General features: G+C 75.0%; 24 protein-coding genes. 11 read left to right on the top strand and 13 right to left on the bottom strand.

The genetic code is table 11. From position 1 onward, the window contains the following. Positions 1-46: 46 nt before the first annotated feature. Together OG556_RS28840 and OG556_RS28835 are read right to left on the bottom strand one after the other, a co-directional pair. Positions 47-988 carry an aminoglycoside phosphotransferase family protein gene (locus OG556_RS28840; protein ID WP_371521202.1) on the bottom strand — a complete coding sequence of 314 codons (942 nt, stop codon included), beginning with the start codon at positions 986-988 and terminating at the stop codon, positions 47-49. Between the two features lie 29 nt (positions 989-1,017). Then, on the bottom strand, positions 1,018-1,782 hold the full coding sequence (locus tag OG556_RS28835; protein WP_371522963.1) for an alpha/beta fold hydrolase: 765 nt from the start codon (positions 1,780-1,782) through the stop codon (positions 1,018-1,020). A 145-nt stretch (positions 1,783-1,927) separates the two neighbouring features. Here OG556_RS28835 and OG556_RS28830 point away from each other — a divergent pair, with 145 nt between their 5' ends. From OG556_RS28830 to OG556_RS28820, 3 genes are all read left to right on the top strand, one after another. Continuing rightward, the gene (locus OG556_RS28830) at positions 1,928-2,464 is read left to right on the top strand and encodes a PadR family transcriptional regulator (RefSeq protein WP_371521199.1); all 537 of its coding nucleotides are present in this window, start codon (positions 1,928-1,930) and stop codon (positions 2,462-2,464) included. Positions 2,465-2,554: 90 nt separating this feature from the next. After that, positions 2,555-3,268, top strand: coding sequence for a class I SAM-dependent methyltransferase (locus OG556_RS28825; protein WP_371521195.1), 714 nt, complete (start codon positions 2,555-2,557; stop codon positions 3,266-3,268). Between the two features lie 286 nt (positions 3,269-3,554). Next, positions 3,555-4,397 (top strand): undecaprenyl-diphosphate phosphatase, encoded by an 843-nt coding sequence (locus tag OG556_RS28820; protein ID WP_371522961.1) that lies wholly within the window; start codon positions 3,555-3,557, stop codon positions 4,395-4,397. A gap of 123 nt (positions 4,398-4,520) precedes the next feature. On the opposite strand, the gene OG556_RS28815 is transcribed toward OG556_RS28820, so the two are convergent. Further along, positions 4,521-6,032 carry a HEAT repeat domain-containing protein gene (locus OG556_RS28815; protein ID WP_371521192.1) on the bottom strand — a complete coding sequence of 504 codons (1,512 nt, stop codon included), beginning with the start codon at positions 6,030-6,032 and terminating at the stop codon, positions 4,521-4,523. Between the two features lie 286 nt (positions 6,033-6,318). Between OG556_RS28815 and OG556_RS28810 the strand changes: the two genes are divergently transcribed. Beyond that, complete coding sequence (locus OG556_RS28810) at positions 6,319-6,843, top strand: hypothetical protein (protein ID WP_371521190.1); 525 nt, start codon at positions 6,319-6,321, stop codon at positions 6,841-6,843. A gap of 113 nt (positions 6,844-6,956) precedes the next feature. Here OG556_RS28810 and OG556_RS28805 read toward each other — a convergent pair whose 3' ends face one another. Continuing rightward, positions 6,957-8,438: a hypothetical protein gene (locus OG556_RS28805; RefSeq protein ID WP_371521187.1), complete on the bottom strand. Its 1,482-nt coding sequence runs from the start codon at positions 8,436-8,438 to the stop codon at positions 6,957-6,959. Positions 8,439-8,911: 473 nt separating this feature from the next. Between OG556_RS28805 and OG556_RS28800 the strand changes: the two genes are divergently transcribed. Further along, the gene (locus tag OG556_RS28800) at positions 8,912-10,129 is read left to right on the top strand and encodes a phosphotransferase (protein ID WP_371521186.1); all 1,218 of its coding nucleotides are present in this window, start codon (positions 8,912-8,914) and stop codon (positions 10,127-10,129) included. A 35-nt stretch (positions 10,130-10,164) separates the two neighbouring features. On the opposite strand, the gene OG556_RS28795 is transcribed toward OG556_RS28800, so the two are convergent. The 3 genes from OG556_RS28795 to OG556_RS28785 form a co-directional block, all read right to left on the bottom strand. After that, a complete protein-coding gene (locus OG556_RS28795; protein WP_371521183.1) occupies positions 10,165-11,460 on the bottom strand; it encodes an acyl-CoA dehydrogenase family protein in 1,296 nt (431 codons plus the stop codon). Between the two features lie 318 nt (positions 11,461-11,778). Beyond that, positions 11,779-12,273: a hypothetical protein gene (locus OG556_RS28790; protein ID WP_063350170.1), complete on the bottom strand. Its 495-nt coding sequence runs from the start codon at positions 12,271-12,273 to the stop codon at positions 11,779-11,781. Between the two features lie 720 nt (positions 12,274-12,993). After that, positions 12,994-13,233 (bottom strand): DUF397 domain-containing protein, encoded by a 240-nt coding sequence (locus tag OG556_RS28785; protein ID WP_350884291.1) that lies wholly within the window; start codon positions 13,231-13,233, stop codon positions 12,994-12,996. Positions 13,234-13,710: 477 nt separating this feature from the next. Here OG556_RS28785 and OG556_RS28780 point away from each other — a divergent pair, with 477 nt between their 5' ends. Then, positions 13,711-14,118 (top strand): PTS-dependent dihydroxyacetone kinase phosphotransferase subunit DhaM, encoded by a 408-nt coding sequence (locus OG556_RS28780; protein WP_371522959.1) that lies wholly within the window; start codon positions 13,711-13,713, stop codon positions 14,116-14,118. Positions 14,119-14,237: 119 nt separating this feature from the next. Here the strand turns inward: OG556_RS28780 and OG556_RS28775 are convergent, their stop codons facing one another. The 3 genes from OG556_RS28775 to OG556_RS28765 form a co-directional block, all read right to left on the bottom strand. Next, positions 14,238-14,726, bottom strand: a complete 489-nt coding sequence (locus OG556_RS28775) for an NUDIX domain-containing protein (protein WP_363586869.1) — start codon at positions 14,724-14,726, stop codon at positions 14,238-14,240. Positions 14,727-14,792: 66 nt separating this feature from the next. Beyond that, complete coding sequence (locus OG556_RS28770) at positions 14,793-15,302, bottom strand: sugar transferase (protein ID WP_371521179.1); 510 nt, start codon at positions 15,300-15,302, stop codon at positions 14,793-14,795. 328 nt (positions 15,303-15,630) lie between these two features. Then, a complete protein-coding gene (locus OG556_RS28765) occupies positions 15,631-15,903 on the bottom strand; it encodes a hypothetical protein (protein ID WP_350884215.1) in 273 nt (90 codons plus the stop codon). Between the two features lie 373 nt (positions 15,904-16,276). Here OG556_RS28765 and OG556_RS28760 point away from each other — a divergent pair, with 373 nt between their 5' ends. After that, entirely contained in the window at positions 16,277-17,302 is a 1,026-nt protein-coding gene (locus OG556_RS28760; protein WP_371521176.1) for a polysaccharide deacetylase family protein, read from the top strand. Between the two features lie 399 nt (positions 17,303-17,701). On the opposite strand, the gene OG556_RS28755 is transcribed toward OG556_RS28760, so the two are convergent. Beyond that, positions 17,702-18,487 carry a glutamate racemase gene (locus OG556_RS28755; RefSeq protein ID WP_371521173.1) on the bottom strand — a complete coding sequence of 262 codons (786 nt, stop codon included), beginning with the start codon at positions 18,485-18,487 and terminating at the stop codon, positions 17,702-17,704. Positions 18,488-18,544: 57 nt separating this feature from the next. Here OG556_RS28755 and OG556_RS28750 point away from each other — a divergent pair, with 57 nt between their 5' ends. Then, on the top strand, positions 18,545-19,693 hold the full coding sequence (locus OG556_RS28750) for a glycosyltransferase (protein WP_371521170.1): 1,149 nt from the start codon (positions 18,545-18,547) through the stop codon (positions 19,691-19,693). Between the two features lie 57 nt (positions 19,694-19,750). Next, a complete protein-coding gene (locus OG556_RS28745; protein ID WP_371521166.1) occupies positions 19,751-20,497 on the top strand; it encodes a cyclopropane-fatty-acyl-phospholipid synthase family protein in 747 nt (248 codons plus the stop codon). Positions 20,498-20,549: 52 nt separating this feature from the next. Here the strand turns inward: OG556_RS28745 and OG556_RS28740 are convergent, their stop codons facing one another. Then, positions 20,550-21,224 (bottom strand): thiol:disulfide interchange protein DsbA/DsbL, encoded by a 675-nt coding sequence (locus OG556_RS28740; protein ID WP_371521163.1) that lies wholly within the window; start codon positions 21,222-21,224, stop codon positions 20,550-20,552. A 127-nt stretch (positions 21,225-21,351) separates the two neighbouring features. Then, complete coding sequence (locus OG556_RS28735) at positions 21,352-22,605, bottom strand: glycosyltransferase family 4 protein (RefSeq protein ID WP_371521160.1); 1,254 nt, start codon at positions 22,603-22,605, stop codon at positions 21,352-21,354. Between the two features lie 333 nt (positions 22,606-22,938). Here OG556_RS28735 and OG556_RS28730 point away from each other — a divergent pair, with 333 nt between their 5' ends. Together OG556_RS28730 and mscL are read left to right on the top strand one after the other, a co-directional pair. Next, positions 22,939-24,069 (top strand): glycosyltransferase family 4 protein, encoded by a 1,131-nt coding sequence (locus OG556_RS28730; RefSeq protein ID WP_363586877.1) that lies wholly within the window; start codon positions 22,939-22,941, stop codon positions 24,067-24,069. Between the two features lie 207 nt (positions 24,070-24,276). Next, positions 24,277-24,726, top strand: a complete 450-nt coding sequence (gene mscL, locus OG556_RS28725) for a large conductance mechanosensitive channel protein MscL (protein WP_371521157.1) — start codon at positions 24,277-24,279, stop codon at positions 24,724-24,726. The last annotated feature ends 77 nt before the right edge of the window (positions 24,727-24,803 follow it).

The following is a 24,803-nucleotide window of genomic DNA, read 5'->3' as shown; positions in this document are numbered from 1 at the left end:
CCGCTGTTCGCCGCTCGCGGTTCTCCGCTCGCCGCGCGCGCTCCGCTCAGCGCCCCGACAGCAGTTCCGCCACCGCCCGCTGCCCCGGGTCGAGCGCCGATTCCCCGTCCTCCGCCGCCCATACGGCGTTCTGCAGCACCCGGGCGAGCGTCCAGGCGAGCGCCGCCCCGCGGTCCAGTTCCAGTGCCTCCACCAGGACGTCGAACCGCCACCGCAGCGCCCGGGCGACGTCGCCGGTGGCCGCGACGTCGGCCCAGCGGTTGCGCAGCGCCGGGAGGAGTTCGAAGCCAGGGTGCCCGATGAGCGGCTTGGGGTCGATGGCGAGCCAGGGGACGCGGCCGCCGCCCTCGGGTGGGGCCAGGACGTTGCCGTAGTGCAGGTCCCAGTGCAGCAGCCGGTCGCCGGGCTCGGTGCGGACCTCGCGCAGGGCCGCGGCGCAGTCGGCGAGCAGGCGCCGCTCGGCCGGGTCGGCGAGGGCCGCGGCCGCTGCCGGGGCCCGCGCGAGCAGATCGTCGGCGAGGTCCGCCAACCGGCGCAGGTCCGGGACTTCAATCTGATGTCCTGTCAATTCCCTGAGCAGGCCCGCAAGGACGCGCAGCGCCTCCCGATCGTCCGCGACATCCAGCAGTGAACGCCCCGGGTCGAGGCGTTCCAGCAGCATCGAGCCCGAGGCCGGTTCGTGGCCGAGGAGTCGAACGGCCCCTCGCCCGCCCCAGGCCCGGAGGGCGGCCGGCTCGCCCTCGGTCTCCTCGTCCACCGGCTGGAGCTTGAGCGCTGCGGGCGTGCCGTCGGTGCGCCGTACGGGCAGCACCAGTGCGACGACGCCGTGCGCGGGCGGGCCGTCCGGGCGCAGCTCCCAGTGGTCGATCAACTCGGCCGCCAGGGCGGGGAGTCGGGCCGCCCAGGCGCGACCGTCCGGGCCGAGGAACTGCTCCAGCGACGCTGCCAGCGCGGGCGGGACCTCAACGGGCGGGACTTCGACGGGCATTGTGCGGGCTCCTCTCCGACTCCCCCAGCCTACGGTCGAGGTTCGAGGCCGGCCGCCGAGACGAAGCCGTCGAGGTTGTCGAGCATGATGTTGTGCCCGCAGTCCGGGACGGCCGCCAACCGGACGCCTGCCTCCCGGAGTTGGTCGGCGCCGCGCGGCTCGCCGTCCGCCTCCGGGTACAGGAAGGTGCGCGGGAGGTCGAGGCCGAGCAGCAGTTCGCGCATCGTCGGCACCGTCGCCCGGGCCAGGTGCACGGCGCTGCGGTACAGCGCCTCGGGCCCGGCGAGGCGCATCGTGGACCACCAGGACGGGCCGACCCACCCGGCGACCTCGTCCCGGCCGCCGGCCAGGAACTCCTCCTCGGTGAAGCTCGCGATGCCGCCGCTGCCGGGGCCGCGGCCGGGGGTGACCGGGTCCAGGTTGGCGTCGACCAGGACGAGTCGGGAGACCGACGCCGGATGCCGGTGGGCGAGGACGACGGCGATCGCGCCGCCCATGCTGTGGCCGATCACCTCGACTCCGGCGAGCCCGGCCTGCGCCAGGGCCGCGGCGACGGCGTCGGCGTGCTCCTCCAGGGTGTATCCGAAGTCGGCGGGCCGGTCGCTGAGGCCGAAGCCGAGCAGGTCGAGCAGCAGCGAGCGGCGCCCGGCGAGCCCCGGGTGGGCGGCAGCGGCCGCGAAGTAGGCGGGCGAGCTCGCGCCGAGGCCGTGCAGGTAGAGCCGGGCGGGCTCGACTCCGGGCAGCTCGACCCATCGGATCCGGTCGCCGTTCGGGGTGGCGGGGGCGTGGCGCAGCACGGGGACTCCTCCTCCAGCGGGGGCTGGGGCAGCAAGGGCTGGGACATCAGGGGCTGAGAACGCCCAGACCATACCTCGACATCGAGGTATCACGGAACCGATATACCGAGGCTTCGAGGGACGAATCTGCGAGAGTGGCCCCATGCTGAAGCTCGCGATCCTCGGATTCCTCTACGACCGCCCGCTGCACGGCTACCAGCTGCGCCGCCACCTCGCCGCACTCACCGGGCACGTCCGCCCGATCAGCGACGGCACGCTCTACCCGGCGATCAAGCGTCTGGAGGCCGACGGCCTGCTGGTCCGCGAGACCGAGCCCGGCAGCGCCGCCGCACCCCGGCACACCCTCCACCTCACCGAGGCCGGCCGCACCGCACTGCTCGACCAGCTGCGCGCGCCCGAGCCGCTGGACATCAGCGACGAGAACCGCTGGTTCACCCTGCTCGCCTTCCTGCGCCACCTCGACGACCCCGCCGCCCAGGCCGCCGTGCTCCGCCGCCGCCTGGTCTTCCTCTCCGAGCCGGCGAGCTTCTTCTACGACGGCGACCGCCCGGTCGGCGCCGAGGAGTTCGCCGACCCGTTCCGTCGTGGCCTGCTGCTGATCGCCCGCGCCACCAGCGAGGCCGAACTCGCCTGGCTGCACGCCACCCTGGCCGAACTGGAGGACGTGCCGACGGTCTGACGGACCCACGGGCCCACGCGACTGACGGGCTGACCGAAAACCCGCTGCGGCGCCTTCCCTCCCCGCCCTGCCCGTGTTCCGATGGCGCCCATGGGTAACGACACGCACAGCGGCAACGTACGACGCGAGGGGCACGACGGAACGGGCCCGGGCGCGATCACCCCGGACGGCTGCGCCGTCGAGCTCTGGGCCCGGCTCCCCGTCGGCGACGCCCCGGACGTGATCGAGGCCGCGGTGCCCGCCGGCGCCGCCATCCTCGAACTGGGCTGCGGCGTCGGCCGGATGACGCACCCGCTGACCGACCGCAGCTTCACCGTGACAGCGGTGGACGAGTCCGCCGAGATGCTGGCCAGGGTGCGCGCGGGCATCCGCGCCGTGCGCAGCCCGATCGAGCGGCTGGACCTCGGCGAGCGCTTCGACGTCGTCCTGCTCGCCTCCTTCCTGATCCACGCGGGCGACGAGGCGGTCCGCCAGGGCCTGCTGGAGACCTGCCGCCGCCACGTCGCCGCGGACGGCTGCGTGCTGATGCAGCGGGAGGGCGAGGACTGGCACCTCAACGTGCCGCGCGAGGGCAGGCTCGGCACCGACGGCGTGTCGCGCATCGTCTCCTCGACGCCGGTCGGGGACGGCGTGAACTCCGTCCACGCCGAGTACGAGTTCCCGGACGGCCGTTGGACGCACACCTTCCGCTCCCGGCCGCTCACCACCGCCGCGTTCGACCGGGCGCTGGCGGACGCCGGTCTGACGGTCGAGAGCTACCTGACGGAGGACCGCACCTGGGTCCGCGTCCGACTCGCCGGCTGAGCGGCGGAAGGGCAGGCGGCGGGGTCGACGGAAGGGCGGGCGGAAGGGCCGACGAAAGCGCAGGCGGACGAGTCGGCGGGGCACGGAAAGCTCGTCGGGCAAAGCCGGGTCAAAAGGTGAACAAAGAATAGTCATCTTCACCCCGTACCATCGGCCGCGCGCCCGCCCGTGCGCGGCCCGAGGGCCGTGCGGGTCGCGGCCTGCCCGCCTGCCCGCACGCCCGCTCCGACCTGCGAGGACCGCACATGTACGACGACCAACGGATACCCCCGGTGGGTGTCTGGTGATCGACTGGTTCCACGGGGCCGTTCTCGGCCTGATCCAGGGGCTCACCGAGTTCCTGCCCGTCTCCTCCAGTGCCCACCTGCGGGTCTTCTCCGCCCTGCTGGGGTGGGACGACCCGGGCGCGGCCTTCACCGCCGTGACCCAGCTCGGCACCGAGACCGCGGTGCTGATCTATTTCCGCCGGGACATCGTCTCGATCGTGCGGACCTGGACGCTGTCGCTGTTCCGCCCGGCGCTGCGCTCGGACCCGGATGCCCGGATGGGCTGGTTCGTGATCATCGGCACGCTGCCGATCGGCATCCTCGGCAAGCTGTTCCAGGACACCATCGAGACCCACCTGCGCGATCTGCGGATCATCGGCACCACGCTGATCGTCTTCGGCCTGCTGCTGGCCTTCGCCGACCGCACCCGCGCGGTCCGGCACGCCCGGCCGATCACCGACCTCACCCTGCCGCACGCGGGCATCTACGGCCTCGCCCAGGCGCTCGCACTGATCCCGGGGGTGTCCCGCTCCGGCGGCACGATCAGCGCGGGCCTGCTGCTCGGCTACAGCCGGGAGGCGGCGGCCCGCTACTCCTTCCTGCTGGCGATCCCGGCGGTGCTCGCCTCGGGGGCGCTGGAGCTGTTCAAGATCGGCGAGGGCCCCGCACCCGCGTGGGGGCCGACGATCCTGGCCACCGCGATCGCCTTCGCGGTCGGCTACGCGGCGATCGCCTGGTTCCTGAAGTACATCTCGCACCACAGCTTTCTGCCGTTCGTGGTCTACCGGGTGCTGCTCGGCGTCCTGATCATCGGACTGGTGGCCGGCGGCGTGCTGGCCCCGGACGCGGGCGTCGTGAAGTAGAACCACGTTCTACCAGGACCCCGGAACAGCACGAGCCCGGAACAGCAGTGGGCCGGGACACCCGAGGGGTGTCCCGGCCCGTCGTTCACCAGAAGCGGGGAGGCAGCCACCGGCCGCGGGGACCTAACGCCCGAACTCCCGGGCGGCGGTCAGCCGGCCGCGGACGGCGGCGTGGACCTCGGCCTCCTCGGCCGGATCGGCGGCGAGCCTGCGCAGTCGCTCCAGCACGCGCGCGTCACCCGTGGTGGCGACATGGCGCGCGGCGAGCTCCCGGGTGGACTCCTCGCAGTCCCAGAGGCACTCGACGGCGGGGCCCTCGGGGAAGTGCACATCGGTCACGGCGAGCGCCCGGGCGGCACGGCCGCGCAGTTCGGAGGAGGCGGCCTCCCCGTAGATGTGGCGCAGCACGGGGACGGCGTCGGCGGCGACCAGCCGCCCCGCACCGTCGACCAGCGAGCCGAGCCCGGTACCACTGACCCCGCGGACGGATACCCAGCGGCGCAGGCCGTCGACGACGAACGGCGCGTCGGCCGGCTCCCCGGCGTCGGCGAGCAGTTTGACGGCGGCCTCGCCGAGCGCGCTGTCCGCGCCCCCGGTGGCCGGGTCGGCCCAGCGGCGGGCCTGCGCCAGGATCTCGGGGCCGCGCATCCGGCCGACCAGTTCCAGGGCCGCGCGCACGATCCGGTCGTCGACGTCGACGGCGGCGGCCTCGATCAGCTCGACGGCGGCCGGGTCCCGCTGGTCGACCAGGTAGCGCAGTGCCGCTCGGCGCGCGCCGGGCAGGCCGCCGCGGGCGGCCTCCAGCACGGTGGGGCGGTCCTCGGGCCGGACGACGGCGGTCAGGCAGCGGGCGGCCGCGGCGGCCCGGCGGTCCACGGCGTCGGGCGCGGCCGGATCGGCGGCGTCGGGCGCGGGCTCGGGCCGGCTGTCGGCTCCGCCGAGGAAGGCGCCGGCCCCGAGGGCGCCCAGGCTCCCCTGGTCGGCCCAGGCCAGGACGTCGGCGGTGGACCAGCCCGGGGTGATGCCGCCGCGGTTGAGCTGGCGCTGCCAGAGGTCGAAGGGTGACTGCTCGCTGGCCGCCGCCACTCTCGGGTGGTAGGCCGCCCACAGCCGCCAGGGCCGGGGCTCGTAGGCGTTGCGGATGAACTCGCGCAGCTCGGCGTCGCCCTCGGGGCCCGGGGCGAAGCGGTCCAGGACGGCGGTGCCGAGCAGCAGCAGGCCGCGGTCGTCGTCGCGCAGGGCGAGCTCGTCGAGGGCCCAGGCCCAGTTGGCGCCGGTGGCGGTGTACTCGCGCAGCATCAGCAGCGCGTCGCGCCGGCCGTAAGCGGCGAGGTGGCCCAGGACGGAGAGGGCGAGGCCGGTGCGGTTCTCGTCGTCGCTGACGAGGTCCTCGGCGGAGTGGAGGTGGTCCTCGATGCCGTCGAGGGGCGCTTCCAGCTCCATGTAGAGGCGGGCGTAGTAGAGGGAGCGGCTCTCGACCTGCCAGTCGGCTCGCGGATCCCTGGTGACGCACTCCTCCAGCGCGGCGATGGCCTCGGTACGGTCGGCGGCCAGCGCGTGGAGCTGCCCGTCACCGCGGCCTCGCTGCAGGAGGCCGAGGAGGCTGGCACTGGGTGCTATCACTGGCTCGAACATGAGGTCAGCATCCGTTGCGGCGGTCGTAGTGGCAACGGGATTTCCGTCGCCGGGGTCTCTGGTCGGTACTGCGGTGGGCGCCCGGGCGCCGGAATCACCGAAGGTTACCGCCTCGCGCCACCTTCCGCACACAGGGCGACGACGGCTGTTGCCACAGTGGCATATGCCAGGGGAATTTTGCCTGCGTTATGTCCAAATCGCCCGCAGGGGCGAGGGCGCTGTGCCACAGTCTTCTCACCACCGACGGCCCGCACGCGGCGGGCCACCCCCGAGCGATGGACCCGCCATGAAGATGCCCATAGGCGCCGCCCGCCCGCCGGACACCGCCACGGTGGACGGCGCCCCGGCGGGCGCGACGGACGACGGCGCGCGCGGTGAGCCGAGCGGCGACGCCGACAGCGGAACGGACGGCAGAGTGGACGGCACGGCGCAGGAGCCGTCCAAGAACCCCGACCTCGGCGACGGACCAGACGGCAGCCTCGACCACCTCATCGGCTCAGCCGAATGGGACCTCCTCACCGACCGCGTCCACTGGAACGCGGACACCTACCAGCTCCTCGGCTGCGACCCGGGCAACGGCCCGCTCAGCCTCGACCGACTGCCCGACCGCCTCCCCGAGGCCGACCGGCCCGTGCTGCGCCGGATGATGACCGACGCCCTAGTCCACGGCCGCACCTCCGCCGGCACCCTGCGGATCCGCCGCGACGGCGCCCCGCACGCCAGCGTCGAGTGCGCGGGCGAGCCCGTCCTCGGCACGGACGGCACCGTCACCGCCCTGCGCATGCTGCTGCGGCCGGCACCCCCGAACTGACCGGGGCCCGCCGGGGCCTCACCACCTCCAAGTCTCCGGAACCCCAAGACTCAGGACACCCAAGGCTCAGGCCTCCGGGCCTCCGGGCCTCCGGGCCTCCGGGCCTCCGGGCCTCAGGACCGCTTCGGCCGCTTCTTCGCGTCCGCCGCCCGCAACTCCCGCCCCAGCTCGGCCCGCAGCTCGTCCACCACCGGCAGGCCCCGGTAGCGCGCGGTCAGCCGGTACATCTCGCGCAGCCGGTCCCAGGTCCGGTGCGAGGAGTTCTGGCCGATCAGGTTCATCACCATCTTGGCCTGGAACTCCGCCGCGTCCGGCTCGCCGCTCAGCCAGTGCACCGAGGCCAGGGTGATCCGGTCGAACAGCGCCGAGCGCAGCTGCCCGGTGCCCTCCCGCAGGGTGATCACCCGCTCCGCGTGCCGCTGCGCCTGGGCCGCCGCCGAGGGGTCGTGCTCCGCCAGCGTGCGCAGCACCAGCGCCTGCATGCCGCGCAGTTCGGCCTCGTCGAACACCTGCATCCAGGACGGCGGCGGCTCCGGCGCGCCCTCGGCGAACAGGTCCTCGGCCTCGCCGAGCAGCCGCCAGGTGTCCTGGGAGTGCCCGATCGAGGCGTGCGCCCAGGCCTCGACGGTGTTCAGCATCGCGCGCGTTCTCGGCAGCACCTGGCCGCCGGCCGCCTTGGCCGCCGACATCAGGTCGATCGCGTCGTCGGCACGGCCCAGGTGGACCATCTGCCGCGCGGCCCGGGAGATCGCCTCACCGGCCCGCGGCCGGTCGCCGGCCTCCTTGGCCGACTCCGCCGCGATCATGAAGTACCGCTGGGCGGTGGGCTCCAGGCCCACGTCGTGCGACATCCAGCCCGCCAGCACCGCCAGGTTGGCCGCGACCAGCCACAGCCGCTGCTCCACCGCCGGAGCGTGCCGGTGCGTCAGCAGACCCCCCACCTCGTTCAGTTGACCGACCACCGCCTTGCGCTGGAGCCCGCCGCCGCGCGCCGCGTCCCAGGCGCGGAACACCTGGACCGAGCGCTCCAGCGACTCCACCTCGTCGAGCCCGACCGGGCCCGCGTCGTACACGTCCACCGCGGGGCGCGCCCCGCCCTGGGTGATCACCTGGCGCGGCCCGGGGACGGAGGCCGCGTACGCGACCGCATCCCCCCCGAGCCAGCCCTTCAACGAATCGGCGATGACCGTTCCGGCCGTGAGCGCGGCACCCGCGCCCACCAATCCACGTCGGTTCAGCATGAGGTCCATTCCCGTGAACTCGGTGAGGACCGCGGCCGTTCGATCCGGCGACCATGGCACTGCTGCGGACTGCGCCGCTCCGGACCTGGTGGGCCGGTGTCGTTCCAGACCGAGGTCCTCAGTGGTGACGACACGGCCGAGCCGCTCCGTGAACACGGCCGCCAGCACCCTCGGCACCGGATCCCGGGGGATCTCCCCCTGCTCGATCCAGCGCCGTACCCTCGACGTGTCGGTGGACAGCTGCTGCTGCCCCATCGCGGCACCCCGACGGTTGACCAGCCGCGCGAGTTCGCCCTTCGACCAACCGGTCAGGACGAACAAGTCAGCGAGTCGGGTGTTGGGTTCCCTGCTCAACGAAGCCCCCAGGTTCCTCGGCTGATTCGAGGCTAGAGGCTCCGGCAAGTGCCAGGCGAGCATTCGCCACCGTTCGCCAGGGCCCGCCAGACTACTAAGCCAGTGCGCCGCGGGTGTGTTGTAGGGGTGCGCCACCTCGCCCCCGGGTCGGGCGGCGTCCCACCGGCGTCGGGGCAGTCCCCCGACCGTGGCACGGGACGCTCCCGGTCCTCACCCGAGGGGGTGGCGCGGCCGGGTGGCGCGGGGGCGCCGGGCACGGCCACGGCAGTCCGGCCGACCGTACTCCCCAGGGTGCGGACGGCCGGAGCACCGCCGTCGTCCGGGTCTCACGACCCCGCGTCCGTGCCCGGCGCCCGCGCACCACCCACCGCACCGAGTCAGGGCCGCCGTCACGCCAGGAAGCACGCGGCACCGGCCCTCCCCGCACCGCGGGGCGCACCTGCCGACGGACAGAAAGGGACCTCCCTCACCCCATGTACTCCTCAGCGACGACCCCCTCGCCGACCGCGACCCGCACCGCGCTGCGCCCCCCCACCGCAGCCGCCGGGCGCCCCGGGCCGAAGCAGGTGCCCCCGTCGAGCCGCCCGGTGGCTCCGCACGGCACCGACGGCCGGTCCACGGACGCCCGGGTCCCGTCCGGCCGTACGGCGCTGGGGCTCCGCGGCCCCGAAGCGGCCCCGGCCGTCGGCGGCCGGCTCCCGCTGGCCCGCCAGGCCGACGGCCGGGTGCTGCGCCCGCCGCACCGGCCCGGCCAGATCGGCGGCGGCCCCGAGCGGATCGACCCGTCGGCGCTGCAGACCCCGGCGGTGCGGGCCGCGCTGGCGAGCGTCGCGCGGATATGTCCCGCGTTCACCCCGCGCCAGGTGCTGCGCGAGGGCAGCCGCCACATCCTGGTGGCCGGCACCATCGGGCGGGCTCCGGTGGTCGCCAAGTGCCTGGCGCCGCAGGCGGTGCGGAGTGGGTACTTCGAGCAGTTGGTGGCCGACTTCCACCACGAGGTCGCGGTCTACCGGGCGTTCGTCCGGCACCGCCCGCCGGTGCGGCTGCCCCGGTTGGTCGCCGCCGACCACGACCGCTGCGTGCTCGTCATGGAGCGCGTTCCCGGGCGCCCGGCGGCGCGGGAGCGCCACCCGGTCAACGCGCCCACCCCGGGCGAGGTGCGGGCGCTGCTGACCGCCGTCCGGACGCTCAACCTGTGGCGGCCGCCGACCGACGTGTTCCAGCCACGCATGGACTACCCGATGGAGATCGCCCGCTACCACTCGGTGGGCCAGCTCACCGACCGGGACGCCGGCGACCTGCGCGGCCTGCTGCACGGCCTCGGCCACACCCCGCTCCAGCTCTGCCACGGCGACGCCCTGCTCAGCAACATGCTGCTGGCGCCGTCCGGCCCGGTGCTGGTCGACTGGGAGCAGGCCGGCTGGTACCTGCCCGGCTACGACCTGGCGGTGCTGTGGAGCGTGCTGTCCGGCGACACCGCGGCGCGCCGCCAGATCAGCCAACTCGCCCAGAGCGGCGGCACGCTGGCCCGGGACGCGTTCCTGGTCAACCTGGTGCTGGTGCTGATGCGGGAGATCCGGCTGTACGACGTGCCGGGCGCCGGCGAGGAGCAGCGGATCATGATCCGCCGGCTCTACGACGACGCCGCGCTCGCCCGCCGGGCCGTCCGGGCCGCGGTCGGCACCCGCTGAGGCTCCGGGCCCCGAGCCCCGGGGCCCGGAATCCGCTACGGCCGGCCGCCGCGCTCCAGGGCGGCCCGGCCGGCGGCCTCCAGGACGGCCTCGTCCGGGGCGAGGTGCACCCGGCTGCTCAGCACGTCCCGCAGGTAGCGCTCCAGCGGGTGACGCCGGCTCAGGCCGGGGTTGCCGGTGAGCGAGACCGCCTGCTGGACCGCCGTCGTCGCGGCCCGGGTGGCCAGCAGGTGGGCCGGGCCGGTCCGGGCGACCGCGTCCGGCTCCCCCCGGTCCACCCGGGGGGCCAGCCCCTCGACCAGTTCCTCGGCGCCGATCAGCTGGGCCTCGATCTCGCCGAGGGCGCAGCGGTAGCGGGGCAGGGTGCCGAGCGGCTCGGTCAGATTGGCCGGAGTGCGCTGGTTGAGGAAGCGGATCAGCCAGGACTGGGCGGCGCGGGCCACCCCGATCGCCACCGCGGAGAGTGCCAGATCGTGCCAGGCGAGGGAGAGTTCGGCGGCCTCGGCCGCGTCCGCCGCGCCGCCCTTGGGAGCGGTGAGGCCGAGTGCGAGCTCGGTCGGCACCCGGACCTGCTCCAGCACCACGTCGTGGCCAGCGCTGGCCCGCAGGCCGACCTGGTCCCAGGTCGGGTCGATCTCCAGGCCCTCGCTCTCGCCGCGGACCAGGAACGTCCCGACCCTCGGCTCCGGCTCGTCGGTCCGCGCGGTCACCGCCATCCAGGCCAGCGCCTCGGCGCCGGTGCAGTACGTCTTCCGGCCCGTCAGCAACCAGCCCTCGCCGTCCCGCCGGGCCACCGTGTCCGGCAGCGCTCCGGGCCGGCCGCCGGGCTCCGCGCGCAGCGTGTTGACCAGGGCGGGCCCGCGCCGGGACTCGGTGAGCAGCCGCCGGTAGCCCGCCGTCGGCCAGGCCGCCCGGCGGGCCTGCTCGGCGTGCTGGAGCAACGTGCAGGCGGTGACCACGGCCACCGAGGCGTCCCCGCGGCCGAGTTGGGCCAGCACCCGGACGGTGTCGGCGAGCGTGCCGCCCGGTCCGCCGTACCGCTGGGAGACGGTCAGGGTGAGCAGTCCGGCCTCGTGCACCGCCTCGATGCCCTGGTACGGGAAGGTCGCGTCGCGGTCGTGCTCCTCGGCGCGGGCGGAGAGCAGGTCGACCACCCGGGGCAGTCCGGCGAGGGCGGCGGCGACGGCCGAGCGGTCGGGCGCGGGATCGGGCGCGGGATCGGGCGCGGGGTGGCCGGAATCCGACGCTCCCGAGGCGGCGCCGGGCACGGCGGCGGCCGCGGTGTCGGACGGGCGGTCCGCGGGCGAACGGTCAGCGGCGGTGGTCGTCATGGTGCTGGGGCCTCCGGGCGGCAGCGTGGGCGCGGCAGATGCGGGCGGCACGCCGGACGGGCGCGCGGTACCGGACGGGCGGCCCCGGAGGTCGGTTCACGGCCCGCCCCCTGATTCGGCGCCGACCACGAACGGCCGACCGCCCGCCGCCTCGGGGACGAGTTCCCCCTCAGTGGCCCGGACACACCGCACTGGCGGTGCGCCGCAGGTCCAGGTAGCTGCGACGGGTCAGCAGCGGGAGACGGCACGACATGTTCGCGACTGTACGAACCCGTGATCGAAACCGTCAAGCGACGTCCGAGCCCTGGTCGAGGCCGGTCAGCCCTGCTGGAACATGTCGGCCGGGAGCGGCTTCAGCAGCTGATACAGGTCGTCCGAAATCGGTCGGTCCCAGGACGCGATGGTGACCTGCACGCCGTCGCTGCGCCCGAACTGGGCGCAGAACACCCGCTCCTCGCTGACCTTGACCTTCTTCACGATCAGCAGGTCGTCCCCGAGCATCACCGGGAAGTCCTCGGCCGAGACGAAGTCGACCGGCTCGTCGTTCTCCAGCGCCGCGAGCAGCTGCCGCACCTCGAAGGGCACGCTGTCACCGGTCTCCCGGGCGGGCGAGCCCTCGGGGAGGTTGCCGATGAACATCGCCGGGCCTCTGCCGCCGAACAGGTCGTAGCGCAGGAAAATCCCCTGGCAGGAGCCGTCCGGGCCGGTCATCATGGCCGCACCGAAGTCGCCGGGCCAGTCACCCGGGTCCATCGCGAGCACGTCGAAGTCCGGGCCGGCGGGCTGTCCGGAGCGACGGCGGAGAAAAGACATGGGAACATCGTACGTGCCCGGCACACCACGCTCGCGAGGTGGGTGGGGCACCGTCGGGAGATCGACGCTCAGAGACCAATGTTGACTCTGAGCAACCGTCCGGGCTACGTTCGGTTCAGCACGACAGCCGTTCTGGGTTTCACCCTCCGGGGGGACGGCATGTCGCAACGCGGCCCTACACGCGTTTCCCTCACTGTGCACATTGTCGTGCCGAACTGCCGAGCACCCAGCTTCGTCGTCGCACACAGCACAGCACACAAGCCAACAGTTCCATCACCACAAGCCAGATCCGCGGGGCCCCGGCCCGTCGCTCCCGCGGATCTTGCTCGGGACGCCGCCGCGTGGGGGCGTGCGGGTCCCGAGCAAACGGTGTCGCCGCCGAGTCGCTCTCGGCGTCGACGCCAGCCTCCCGGCGACTGCCGGCCCCTCACGGGGCCGGGACCGGCCGACGCACCCCCGGTGCGCAGGGGATGACTGGGAGGATGGCCTGGCAACACTGCCGGGTCGCACAGCAGGCGCCGTGTCTGGCCGCGTGGGGGCGGTGGGCACGGCGTCTGCCTGTGCTCATACTCTGAGCTGCGTTTGTCTAACAGTCAACAGAAATTCTGACGGGGCACGTTCAATAGATCATCAGTTGTGATGTTCGGGGCCGGAATCGACCGCGGAGCGGGCCCCGATCCGACGGGGCCCGCTCCGCGGTCGTGCGACGATCGCCCGGGCTCAGGTGAGGTCGAACTCGCCGTCCCGGGCACCGAGCACGAAGGCCCGCCACTCCCCCGGCGTGAACACCAGGACCGGACCGTCCTCCTGGCGGCCGTCCCGCATCCCGATGTACCCGTCCACGAACGCGATCTGGACATCCCCGACGCCCTGGCTGCTGCACAGCCACTTCGCCCCGGTGAAGTCCACCTTCGGCTTCCCGCTCGGCGCCAGCTGCGGCTCCGCGCCGCCCGCCTCCACGTCGATCCCGCTGTTGACTGCCACTACCCGGTCTCCTCCCGACGGCTTTCCCGGCCAGCCTAACCACACCCGCCCGCCCCGGTCAGCGGGTTGACGAGGACTCCACCAGCCGGGCCCGGACGCCGCCGGAGGACCGCTCAACGCGTGTCCCGCCCGACGGGGGCCACCGGAGCTGCCAGAGTGCTTGGCAGCGCGGGGGACCACCCCCCGCCGGCCGTACGCGGGCCCTCGACGGCCCGTCCCGGCCCCGCCCCGGCCCCGCGGAACCCGATGCGCACCGGACGCGGCCCGCACCACCTCGCCCAGCACCACCCACCATCGCCCACCATCGCCCAGAGGGAGCAGCCGATGAGCCGCCGGGACGGCACCCGCGCCGATGTCATCCCCATCTCCGACGCCCCCTCGGCCCACCCCCCGGCGCCCCGCACGCCACCCGCGCCCGCCACGCTGCCCCGGCCCGCCTCCGGCCGGCCCCCCGTGCACGGCCGGGTCGGGATCGTCCTGGTGTCGCACAGCCAGGAACTGGCCATCGCGGTGCGCACCCTCGCGCTCGCACTGACCGGATCCGACTCCCCCGCCCCGATCGCCGCGACCGGCGGGGACCAGGGCGGCCCCGGCATCAGCGCGGTCCTGGTGGCCGCCGCCACCCGCCGGGTCGACCAGGGCCACGGGGTCGTGGTGCTCGCCGACCTGGGCAGCGCCGTCACCACCGTGCGCGCCCTGCTGTCCGACGCCGACGAGCACGGCCTCCCGTTCCCGGTCCGCTTCGCGAACGCGCCGTTCGTCGAGGGCGCGGTGGCGGCCACCGCCACCGCCACCGCGGGCGGCGACCTCGCCGCCGTCCTGGACGCCGCGGAGGAGGCCTACCGGCAGCGCAAGGGCTGAGCGGTCTCGCGAACTCCCCCCACCCGGGGTGACCGGGCGGCTACCATCGGCGAAGGGTCCGGGCTCCCGGCCCGCCCGGGGAGGGGAGGCGAGGTTGCGGGCCGTCCGCCGTGCGCCGGTCAGGGGCGTTCCTTGCCCTCCCACACGAAGACCGTCGACCCCTCGCACTCCAGCGCGTGGCGCAGCCGCTCGTGCTCGACCTCGATCATCGGCGGCAGCCCGTCGAGCGGGTACCAGCCGACCTCCAGCGACTCGTCGTCGTTCACCCTCGCCTCGCCGCCGACCGCCCGGCACCGGAAGGTCAGCACCAGGTACTGCGTCACGTCGCCGTTCGGGTAGGTGACCTGCGGCGAGACGGTGACCGAGGCGAGCAGTTCGGGCACCGCCACCACTCCGCTCTCCTCCAGGCACTCGCGCACCACGCCGTCGGCGGGCTGCTCACCGGGGTCGAGGATGCCGCCGACCGGCGCCCACCTCCCGTCATCGGCCCGTCGGGCCAGCAGCACCCGGCCGCGGTCGTCCAGGACGACGGCGACGACGGCGGTCAGCCAGAGCGGACGGGTGCCCACCAGGGCGCGGAGATCGGCGAGGAAGGGAGGAATGGCCATGCGCCGCAGCCTAGGGCCTGTGCGGCGGGGCCCCGGGCCGACGCCACCGACGTACGGCGCGCGGGCTCATCGCGCGAGGCCGCCCTCCGGGCGCAGCAGGGCCAGCACGGTCAGCCCGAGGATCCGCAGGTCGAGCCGGAGCGAGCGGTGCTCCACGTACCAGAGGTCGAGTTCGGCCCAGTCCGGCCGGGCGAGCGGGTGGCGGGCCTGGAGTTGGGCCCAGCCGGTCAGTCCGGGCCGGACGTCGAGCCGGCCGCGCTCGCGGCGGGAGTAGCGGACCACCTGGTCGGGGCGGACGGGCCGGGGGCCGATCACCCCCATCTCGCCGCGGGCGACGTTCCACAGCCGGGGCAGCTCGTCCAGGCCGGTCCGGCGGAGCAGGGCGCCGAGCCGCCCTCCCCGGCTGGTCCGGAAGCGGAGGACCTGGAACTCCCGGCCGTGCCGTCCGGCCCGGGTCAGCCGCAGGAGTACCGGGCCGCGCGCCGTGCAGCGCAGCAGGGCGGCGATCACCAGGGCCAGCGGGAGCGCGACGATCCCCGCCAGGGCGGCTAGGGCGAGGTCCCCGCCGCGCCTCATCCGGCGGACGCGGTGGTGCGCGGTGTGCCGTCCGGCTTCCTGCCCAGCTCACCGACCGGATCGGACGTGGCGCTGCCGCCCATCTCTTCCCCTCCACGGCACCGTCGAGCCCACGGCACCGTCGAGCCGCAAGAACGCACTCACAGTAGGGGCGCCTCGGAGCCGTGGCCCGGGAATGGTCAAAGAAGTGGGCAGAGGATTGTCCGACAGGCCGAAATTCGGTCGATCTGACCAATATTGCTCGATCTGCTGCTCGATCTGCCGCCTGGAATGCCGAGGGCAATCGAAGGACAGCCGTCCGCCGAAGGCCGGCCGGTCGCCGGGTCGGTCAGAGCGCGGCGCGGCGGCGGTACCGCAGCAGCCCGAACGCGATCCGGCCGAGCAGCAGCACTCCAGCCGCCAGACAGCCCGCCACCGCCATCGCCCAGGCAGGACCGTCACTGTCCGGAACGATCACCGCCACCACAATGCCCAGCGCGAGGCAGGCCAAACCCACCATCGCCAGCGGAAGCTGGTGGGTGACCAGGGCGCCACCACTCCACGCACGGGCCATCCTGGTCGCGCCGTGCAGGTGGAAGGGATCACGGTCCGCATCTGCCATGAGCCCAAGGTACCCCCGACGAACGCCGGCGGCAGCCCGCGGGGAGTGAACGTTCGACCACCCGGTGCGACCGGCCCGCCGACCTCGCCCGAGCCCCCCGCGGCCCGGCCCCGGTCGTGCATTCCGGCTCCACAATCAGTCCACATCAGTTCACATCAGTCCACGAAAAATCCTCGTCCCCCCGGTACAACCATCCGCTCGGTGCAGCGGTCTCAATGGCATTGAGCGATCCAGGAGCCGTTCGCGGGAAGGGTGCGAGCCCCCCACCGCGGACCGGAATACCCAGGAGGCGGAGCCGCCGCTTCCTGGAGTCGGAGGCCGGGCTCCGTCCTCCGGCGGTACCGCCACGCCGCTCGGCGACCGAGGGGGAACCGTGCCGCAGTCCCAGTCCACCACGTCGATCTCCATGGCCCCCACCAGGCCCGTCCCGTTCGTGCGCCCGCTGCCGACGGCCACCCGCCGCCACCCGACCGCCGACCGGGGCCGGGCAGACGCGCGGGGCGAATGGCTGCGGTTCGCCCCCGTCCAGCCCCTGTTCCGCGCCCGCGCCGCACAACGCCTCGCCGTCCTCGCCTACCACGGCGTCACCGACCACCGGTCCTTCGGCGCCCAGCTCGACCGGCTCCGAAGACTGGCCACCCCGGTCTCGCTCACCGCCGTCCTCCAAGCCGTCACCGAACAGCGCCCGCTGCCGCCCCGCAGCGTCCTGGTCACCTTCGACGACGCCGACCGCAGCGTCCTCACCCACGCCCTGCCCGCCCTCGACGCCCGCGGCATCCCCGCCACCGCCTTCGTCATCTCCGAGCTCATCGGCACCGAACGCCCCTTCTGGTGGCACGAGGCCGACTTCCTCGCCCGGCACGGCGGCCGTGCCCGCTCGCTCGACTGCGGGCACCCCTCCCAGCTGCTCCCCCGGCTCAAGGCCATGCCCGACCCCGACCGCCGGCGCAGCCTGCACGAGCTACGGGTCAGCGCCGACCGCCGCCCGCCCCGCCAGGAGCAGCTCACCCCCGCCGACCTGCTCGCCCTGCGCGACGGCGGCGTCGCCATCGGCAACCACACCCAGGGGCACCCCTGCCTCGGCCGCTGCGACGACGCCACCGTCCGCGCCGAGATCACCGGCGCCCACGAAGCCCTCACCCACTGGCTCGGCGAACCCCCGACCGCCTTCGCCTATCCGGACGGCGGGCACGACCCGCGGGCCGAAGCCGTCCTCCAGGAGCTCGGCTACCGCCTCGGCTTCCTCTCCGACCACCGGCTCGGCCCCCGCATCCCCTCCCATCCGCTCCAGATCAGCCGGCTCCAGGTCGACTCCACCACCAGCACCCGCCGCTTCGACACCATCCTCTCCGGCCTCGAACCCGCCTACCGCCGCTGGCGCCGCCAAGCCGTCGCCTGACCGGCCGGGACGCGCAGGGGGGCGACGGGGCAAAAATGAGCCCTGCCCCGGGGATCGGCGCGGGGCCCCTTGGGGGCGAAATTTGGCCCTGCCTCAGCGGCCAACCATCCGCCCGTGGGGCAAAGTTTTGCCCCACGGGCACAGAACGTCGGGCAGGCCGACTTCCTGCGTCAGCCGCCCCGGCCGGGCCGCCCCCGTGGAAGACCGGGACGGCCGACCAGCACGCGGCTCCTCGACCGGCCCCCGGGTACTGGAGGGCAAAGATTGGCCCCTAAAGTCATGGCAGAGAACCTGCCCTCGGCTGCCCCGGACGGGGATCAGCTGCGCTGACCTTCCGCGCGGGCCCAAGGGCGGACCGCCGGCGGGCGAAACTTGGCCCGTCGGCGGTGAGGGTGGCGGTCACGCCGGCAGCGCGCTGCCCATCAGAGCGGCGAGGGTGCGCCCCTGGGGGTAGAGGAGTGCGGCCGGGGGAAGGGCCGCGGGGGCGCCGGCGTGGAGCACCGTGATGGTGCCGGCGCCGGTACGGGTGGGGTCGGCGACGCGGCGCAGGGCCTGGGCGGCGACGGCGTCGGCGGAGCCGTGCAGGGTGAGCGCCGGGGAGGCGGTGGGGGCGACGGCGGCACGGATGCGGTCGTCGACCAGTTCGTAGTGCGTGCAGCCGAGGACGATCGCGGCGGTGCCGGCGGGGGTGCGGGCGGCGGCGTCGGCGATGGCGGCGGTGATGCCGGCGTCGTCGCCGTGCTCGATGGCGTCGGCGAGGCCGGGGCAGGCGACCTCGGTCACGTCCGCGGTGCCGCCGAAGTCCCGGATCAGGCCGCGCTGGTAGGCGCTGCCGGTGGTGGCCGGGGTGGCCCAGATGGCGACGGAGCCGCCGAAGGCGGCGGCGGGCTTGATCGCCGGGACGGTGCCGACGACGGGCAGCCCGGGTTCGAGTTCGGCCCGGAGGGTGGCGAGCGCGTGCACGGAGGCGGTGTTGCAGGCGATGACCAGCGCGTCCGGTCCGAGCGCCGCGGCAGCGAGCGAGCAGCCTCGGGCGAGGTCGGTGACCTCCTCGGGGGTGCGCGGCCCCCAGGGCATCGAGGCCGGGTCGGAGGAGAGCACCAGATCGACGTCCGGGCGCAGCTTCCGAAGGGCGGCGGCGGCGGCCAGCAGGCCGATTCCGGAGTCCATCAGTGCGATCTTCACGGGGCAAGACTTTAGTCGATCCGCCCGATCCGGCCGGTTCTGCGGCAAACTGCGGGAGTGACCGTCCTGTTCTGGATCGCCGCGTCCTCCCTGCTGGTCTGGCTCTGGTTGGCGTGCTGCCACGGGCTGTTCTGGCGCACCGATGTGCGGCTTCCGCCGCGCCGCCCGCCGGTTCGCTGGCCGCAGGCGGTGGTGGTGGTGCCGGCCCGGGACGAGGCGCAGGTGCTGCCGGTGAGCCTGCCGACGCTGCTGGCGCAGAAGTACCCGGGGCGGGCGCGGGTGATCCTGGTGGACGACCACAGTTCGGACGGCACGGGCGCGGTGGCGGCGGAGCTGCGGACGATGGACGGGCTGGAGCTGACCGTCACGACCCCTCCCCCGCTGCCCCCGGGGTGGACGGGCAAGTTGTGGGCGCTGCGGCACGGGGTGGAGCTGGCCGGTCCGGACGTCGAGTACCTGCTGCTGACGGACGCGGACATCGCGCACGGGCCGGACTCGCTGGCGGAGCTGGTGGCTGCGGCGGAGAGCAACGGGCTGGACCTGGTGTCGCAGATGGCCCGGCTGCGGGTGGAGACCGGCTGGGAGCGGCTGATCGTGCCGGCCTTCGTCTACTTCTTCGCGCAGTTGTACCCGTTCCGCCGGAGCAACCGGCCCGGTGGGCGGACGGCGGCCGCGGCGGGCGGCTGCTCGCTGGTGCGGCGGGAGGCGCTGGAGCGGGCCGGCGGGGTGGCCGCGATCCGGGGCGCGGTGATCGACGACGTGTCGCTGGCGCGGGCGGTGAAGTCCTCGGGCGGGCGGACCTGGCTGGGGCTGGCCGGGGCGGTGGACAGCGTCCGGCCGTACCCGCGGCTGGAGCAGCTGTGGCGGATGGTGTCGCGCAGCGCGTACGCCCAGTTGCGGCATTCGCCGCTGCTGCTGCTCGGGACGGTGCTGGGGCTGGGGCTGGTGTACCTGGTGCCGCCGGTGGCCGCGGTGACCGGGCTGGTCGCGGGGGCGCCGGCGGTTGCGGTGGCCGGCGGGGCGGCCTGGGCGCTGATGGCGGGCACCTACCTGCCGATGGTGCGGTACTACCGGCAGCCGGCGCCGGCCGTGCTGCTGCTGCCCTTCACGGCGGGCCTGTACCTGCTGATGACGGTGGACTCGGCGGTGCAGCACTGGCGGGGCCGGGGCGCGGCGTGGAAGGGCCGGACGTACTCACGGGCCTGAGCGTTCCGGGGTCCGAATTCGCGGGCACGGCGGTCCGGTTGGCTCCATACTGCTCGGATGGACCGCCAGAGGATCTCCCGTCTCGCCCACGCCCACCACCCGATCGCGGCGCCGCTGACGGACGAGTCGGTGGCCCTGCTGCTGGAGCGCGCGACCGCCGGGGCGGCGGACGGCCGGGCGCTGGACCTCGGCTGCGGCGAGGGGGCGTGGCTGGTCCGGGCGCTGGCGGCGCGTCCGCGCTGGCGGGCGGTGGGGGTCGATCTGGACGCGGCGGCGCTGACCCGGGCCAGGGAGGCGGCGACCGCGCTCGGTGTGGTGCGCCGGATCGGCCTGCACCACGTGGACGCACGGCAGTTCAGCTCGGTCGAGCCCTTCGACCTGGTGCTGTGCGTCGGTGCCACCCACGCCTTCGGCGGGCTGCTGCCGACGCTGGCGGCGGCCCGCGAGCACCTGGCCCCGGGCGGGCGGGTGCTGGTCGGCGAGGGCTTCTGGGAGCGGGAGCCGTCCCGGGCGGCCCTGGACGGGCTGGGCGCGGCCCGGGGCGACTACGCGGACCTGGCGACCACCACGGACCGGGTGCTGGCGGACGGCTGGACACCGGTGTCCGGGTACGTGAGCAGCCCGCAGGAGTGGGACGACTACGAGTTCGCGTGGACGGGCGCGCTGGCCGAGTGGGCGCTGGAGCACCCGGACGACCCCGACGCGGCGGCCGCCCGGGAGGCTGCGGACCGGCACCGGCGGGAGTGGCTGCACGGCTACCGGGGGACGCTCGGCTTCGTGACGTACCTGCTGCGCCGGGACTGAACCCGCCCGGCCGGGCCGCCGGAGGGCTGTTCGGTCCCGGCCCGCGGCGGGCTCAGTGCCCGCGCAACTGCTCCTGCTGGACCAGGTAGTCCAGCACCTCGGGCATCGCCTCGACGCCGCCGGCCTTGCTCGGCGAAGTCCGGTACTCGCCCTGGACGACCACCGTCGGCAGCTCGTCGACGCCGTAGCGGACGAACTCGGCGGCGGCCTCGTCGACCGACCGCGCCACCTCGTCGGAGCGGTACGTCCGGCGGAAGAGCTGGGCGTCCACGCCGTGGTGTTCCGCCCAGTCGGTGGCGGTGGCCTCGGTGGTGAGGTCGGTCCGGTCGGTCTGCACCGAGCGGAAGACGCTGCTCTGCAGGCGCTCGACCAGGCCCAGCCGCTCCAGCGTGTAGTACAGGCGCGCGTGGCCGCGCTGGGCGCCCTCGTCCGGGCTGCCGGGCCAGATCGCCGGGACGCGCCGCAGGGCGACGTCCGCGCGGTGCTTCTCGGCCCAGGCCTGCAGGGGCTGTTCGAGCTGCTGGGAGTGGAAGCAGTCGTACCAGAAGAACTCGGCCGCCTCCGTGCGGACGCTCTCGCGCACCGGCTGCGGATGGTCGAGCTTGACGAACTGGGAGCCCTCGGAGGGGGGTTGGTGACTCACCGCGCCGGCCTGGAGGGGGGACACGGCGATCCCGGCGGCGATGGCGAACAGGACGGTGGACCGCAGCAGCGACTTCGAGTTCACACCGGGCAGTGTGCTGGCGGCGGTTCGTTACCGTCGAGTTCGGCCGGGCGCGCTGGCCCGGATTCGCCCGATCGGCCCAGCCCGGCGCGCAACTCGACGCCGGGCCCGGTCCGCCGCCACAGGTCCGTCACGGACCGGTGCGCACCCCCGGGCCACCACCCCCCGCCCACACCTCGGCGACCAGCCCCTGCCAGGCGTCCACCACGGCCCCGAGCTCGAAGTGCTCCAACGCGTGCGCCCGGGCGGCCGCGCCGAGGCCCGCACGGTTGCACGCCAGCACCTTGGCCAGCGCCTCGGCGAGGGCGAGCGGGTCCCCGGGGGCGACGAGCGCGCCGGTGGCGCCGTCCCGGACCACCTCGCGCACCCACCCGACGTCGGTGGCGACGGCGGGCACGCCGGCCAGCGCCGCCTCGATCAGCGCGCCGGGCACGCCCTCGCTGTCGCTGGTGAGCAGCAGCGCGTCGGCGGCCCGGTAGAGCGGCGCCGGGTCGGGCAGGGCGCCGAGGAAGTGGGCGCGGGCGGCGGCCGGGTGGCGGGCCAGCGTCTCGCGCAGCGGGCCGTCCCCGGCGATGGCCAGCCGGACGTCCGGCAGCCGGTCCAGGACGTCGAGGGCGAGGTCGAGCCGTTTCTCCGGGGCGATCGCGCCGATCCAGGCGACCAACAGGACGTCGGCGGGCAGGCCGAGCGCGTGCCGGGCGGCGCGCCGGTCGGCCCGGCCGTCGGCGGGCGGATAGCTCTCGGCGGCCCGGGAGTTGGAGATCACGTGCACCTTGCCGTCGGGCAGCCGGAACTGCCCCTCCAGGACGGCGCGGGCCTCGTCGGTGAGCGTGGTGACGGCGGCCGCGCGGTGCATCAGCGCGCCGCCGCGCACCCGGCGCAGCCGGTTCGCCGTCCAGTAGCGGGGGTGGCCGACGGAGACGTAGACGAAGGGGGTGCGGGTGCCGGCCAGCGCGAGGGCGCAGGCCGCCAGGGTGTCGGAGCCGTGGGCGAGGACCACGTCGGCGCCGCGGGCGGCCGCGCGCAGCGCCCGCAGGGTGCCGGGGCGCAGGCGGCCGGAGCCGAGGACGGCGGCGCGTAAGTCCTCCTCGTCGGCGCAGGCGCCGGGGTACGGGCCGGGCTGCCGGTCGAGCCCGTCGGGGCGGGCGCCCGGACCGGCCCCGGCGTGAACTCCGGTGCGGTCCGCGGCACGGGGCCCGGGGAGGGCGGGCCCGGCGGCCTGGTGCGGGGTGAGGGCGCACAGCGCGGAGGCCTGGCCCCGGCGGCGCAGTTCCCGGTGGAGGTCACGGGCGAAGTTCTGGGCGCCGCCGCGGCGTGGATCACTGATCAGGTGCAGGACGCGGGGACGGGTTCCGGCCGGGTCGGCCGACGTATGGTCGGGCATGGACCGACCTTGGCACAGCGCCCCGCGCCGTACAGCCCCTTCGCGCAACCTGGTGGTGGCCCGTGCGCCCGCGTGAATACACCTGATGTGCGCTGCTCGACTGCGGCCGTGCGCCGATTGCTCCCGTCGTGCGCCCTGTTCCGCCCCCTCTCACCCTGCCTCACCCTGCCTCACCCCGCCTCGCCTCGCCGCACCCCGGCGTCCGACCCCGGCCGCCGTACGGCTGGCGGGCCTGACGGCCACCTGCGATGCTGATCACCAGTCAGGGGGCGTCCGGCACGGGAGAACGGACGCGCCCGCAGCGGGCGGGGGTGGCCGGTGCAGGTGCTTCTGGTGGTCGACAGCGTGAACCGGGCCGGCGGGGCGGAGCGCGCCCTGGTCTCGATGGCTCCCCAACTGGTGCGCGCCGGCGTCACGTTGGACGTCGCCTACCTCTACGACTCCCCCGGCGGCTGGCAGCCGGAGCTGACCGCGGCGGGCGCCGCCGTGTTCGGCGTCGGCCGACCGACCGGGGCCGCCACCGCCGCCGCGCTGCGCCGGCTGATCCGCGAACGCCGGCCCGATCTCGTCCACACCGCCCGCCACGCCTCGGACGTGCTCGGCCGGGCCGCCGCCCTGGCCGCCCGCACCCCGGTGGTCTCCAGCCTGCTCGACCCGGCGTACGGACCGGAGCAGTCTGCGGCGCACGGGGCGAGCCCCTGGCGGATGCGCACCGCGCAGGCCCTGGACGCGGCCACCGCCCAGGGCGCCCGCCGCTTCCACGCGCTCACCCGGCACGTGGCCGGCACGATGGCGCGGCGGCTGCGCATCCCCCGGCGGCGGATCGACGTGGTGCCGCGCGGGCTCGACCCGGAGCTGCTGGGCACGGCCACCCCGGAGCGGCGGGCCGCCGTGCGCGGCGCCCTGGAGCTGGCGCAGGACGTGCCGGTGGTGCTGGCCGCCGCCGGCCAGCACCACCGCAAGGGCCTGGACGTGCTGTTGGCGGCCTGGCCGGCGGTCCGGCGCGCGCAGCCGGGGGCCGTCCTGCTGCTCGCCGGCGCGGCGGGCCCGGAGAGCGCACGGCTGCGGGCGCTCGCCGAGTCCGCCGGGAGCGTCCGGCTGCTCGGGCCGCGCGAGGACGTGGCCGATCTGATGGCCGCTGCCGACGTGCTCGCCGTGCCGTCCCGCTGGGCGGGCCAGGGCGGCACGGCGATCGAGGCGATGGGCGTCGGGGTGCCGCTGGTCTGCGCGGACGTGCCGGCGCTGCGCGAGACGGTCGGCTCGGAGGACTACGCCCGGCTGGTGGCGCCGGAGCGGCCGGCCGAACTGGCGGCGGCGGTCGTCGACACGCTGGACGACCGGGCGGCGGCGCGGGTGCGGGCGAAGGCCGCGCGGGCGCGGTTCCTGGCCTCGTTCACGCTGTCCCAGGTGTCCGCGCACATGGTCGAGTTCTACGAGCGCGCGCTGCGGGTGCGGCCGCTCTGAACCCCTCCGGCCCGGCGGCGGCCGGATCGACCCGTACGCGGAGCGCCCGGGCTGCGCCCGGAACCGGCCGGCGCGCCCTGCGGCCGGTTACGCGGATCGGGTGAACGCGGTTGGACCTCGGCCCGGCCCGGTCGGCAGGATGTCCGGCCGGGGCGCCCGTCACGCTGCCTCATCTCCCCCTTCCCCGTACGGATTTGGAGTCACCCGGTGTTCAAGGGATTCCGCAGCTTCCTGCTGCGCGGCAACGTGGTGGACCTCGCAGTCGGCATCGTGATCGGCGCGGCCTTCACCGCCGTGGTCACCGGGTTCGTCACCGCCTTCCTGACCCCGCTCATCGGGGTCGCCACCGGCGCCGTCGGCGACTTCACCCAGAAGACCTTCGAGGTGGCCGGCGCCCGGTTCCCGTACGGGGTCTTCGTCAACGCGCTGATCGGGTTCGTGCTGGTCGCGGCGGTGATCTACTTCGCCGTGGTGCTGCCGGTCGGCAGGCTCCAGGCGCGCTTCGAGTCGGCCAAGCCGGCGCCGGTCGTGAAGGTCGACTGCCCGGAGTGCCTGAGCCCGATTCCGGCCGCGGCGACCCGCTGCTCCTTCTGCACCTCGGAGGTCGCCGGCCGGCCGGGCCTCCCGGCGCAGGCGCAGGCGTTGCAGGCGAGCTGACCACGGGCCCGAGGCCGCTGACGGGGACTTTATTCCCGAAACATTCACGAGCCCTCGTCGGACCGTCGGCGGGGGCT

The organism is Kitasatospora sp. NBC_01300 (genome assembly GCF_041435235.1).
In the GTDB taxonomy this organism is placed as follows: Bacteria; Actinomycetota; Actinomycetes; order Streptomycetales; family Streptomycetaceae; genus Kitasatospora.
This window is presented reverse-complemented; position numbering and strand designations above follow the sequence as displayed.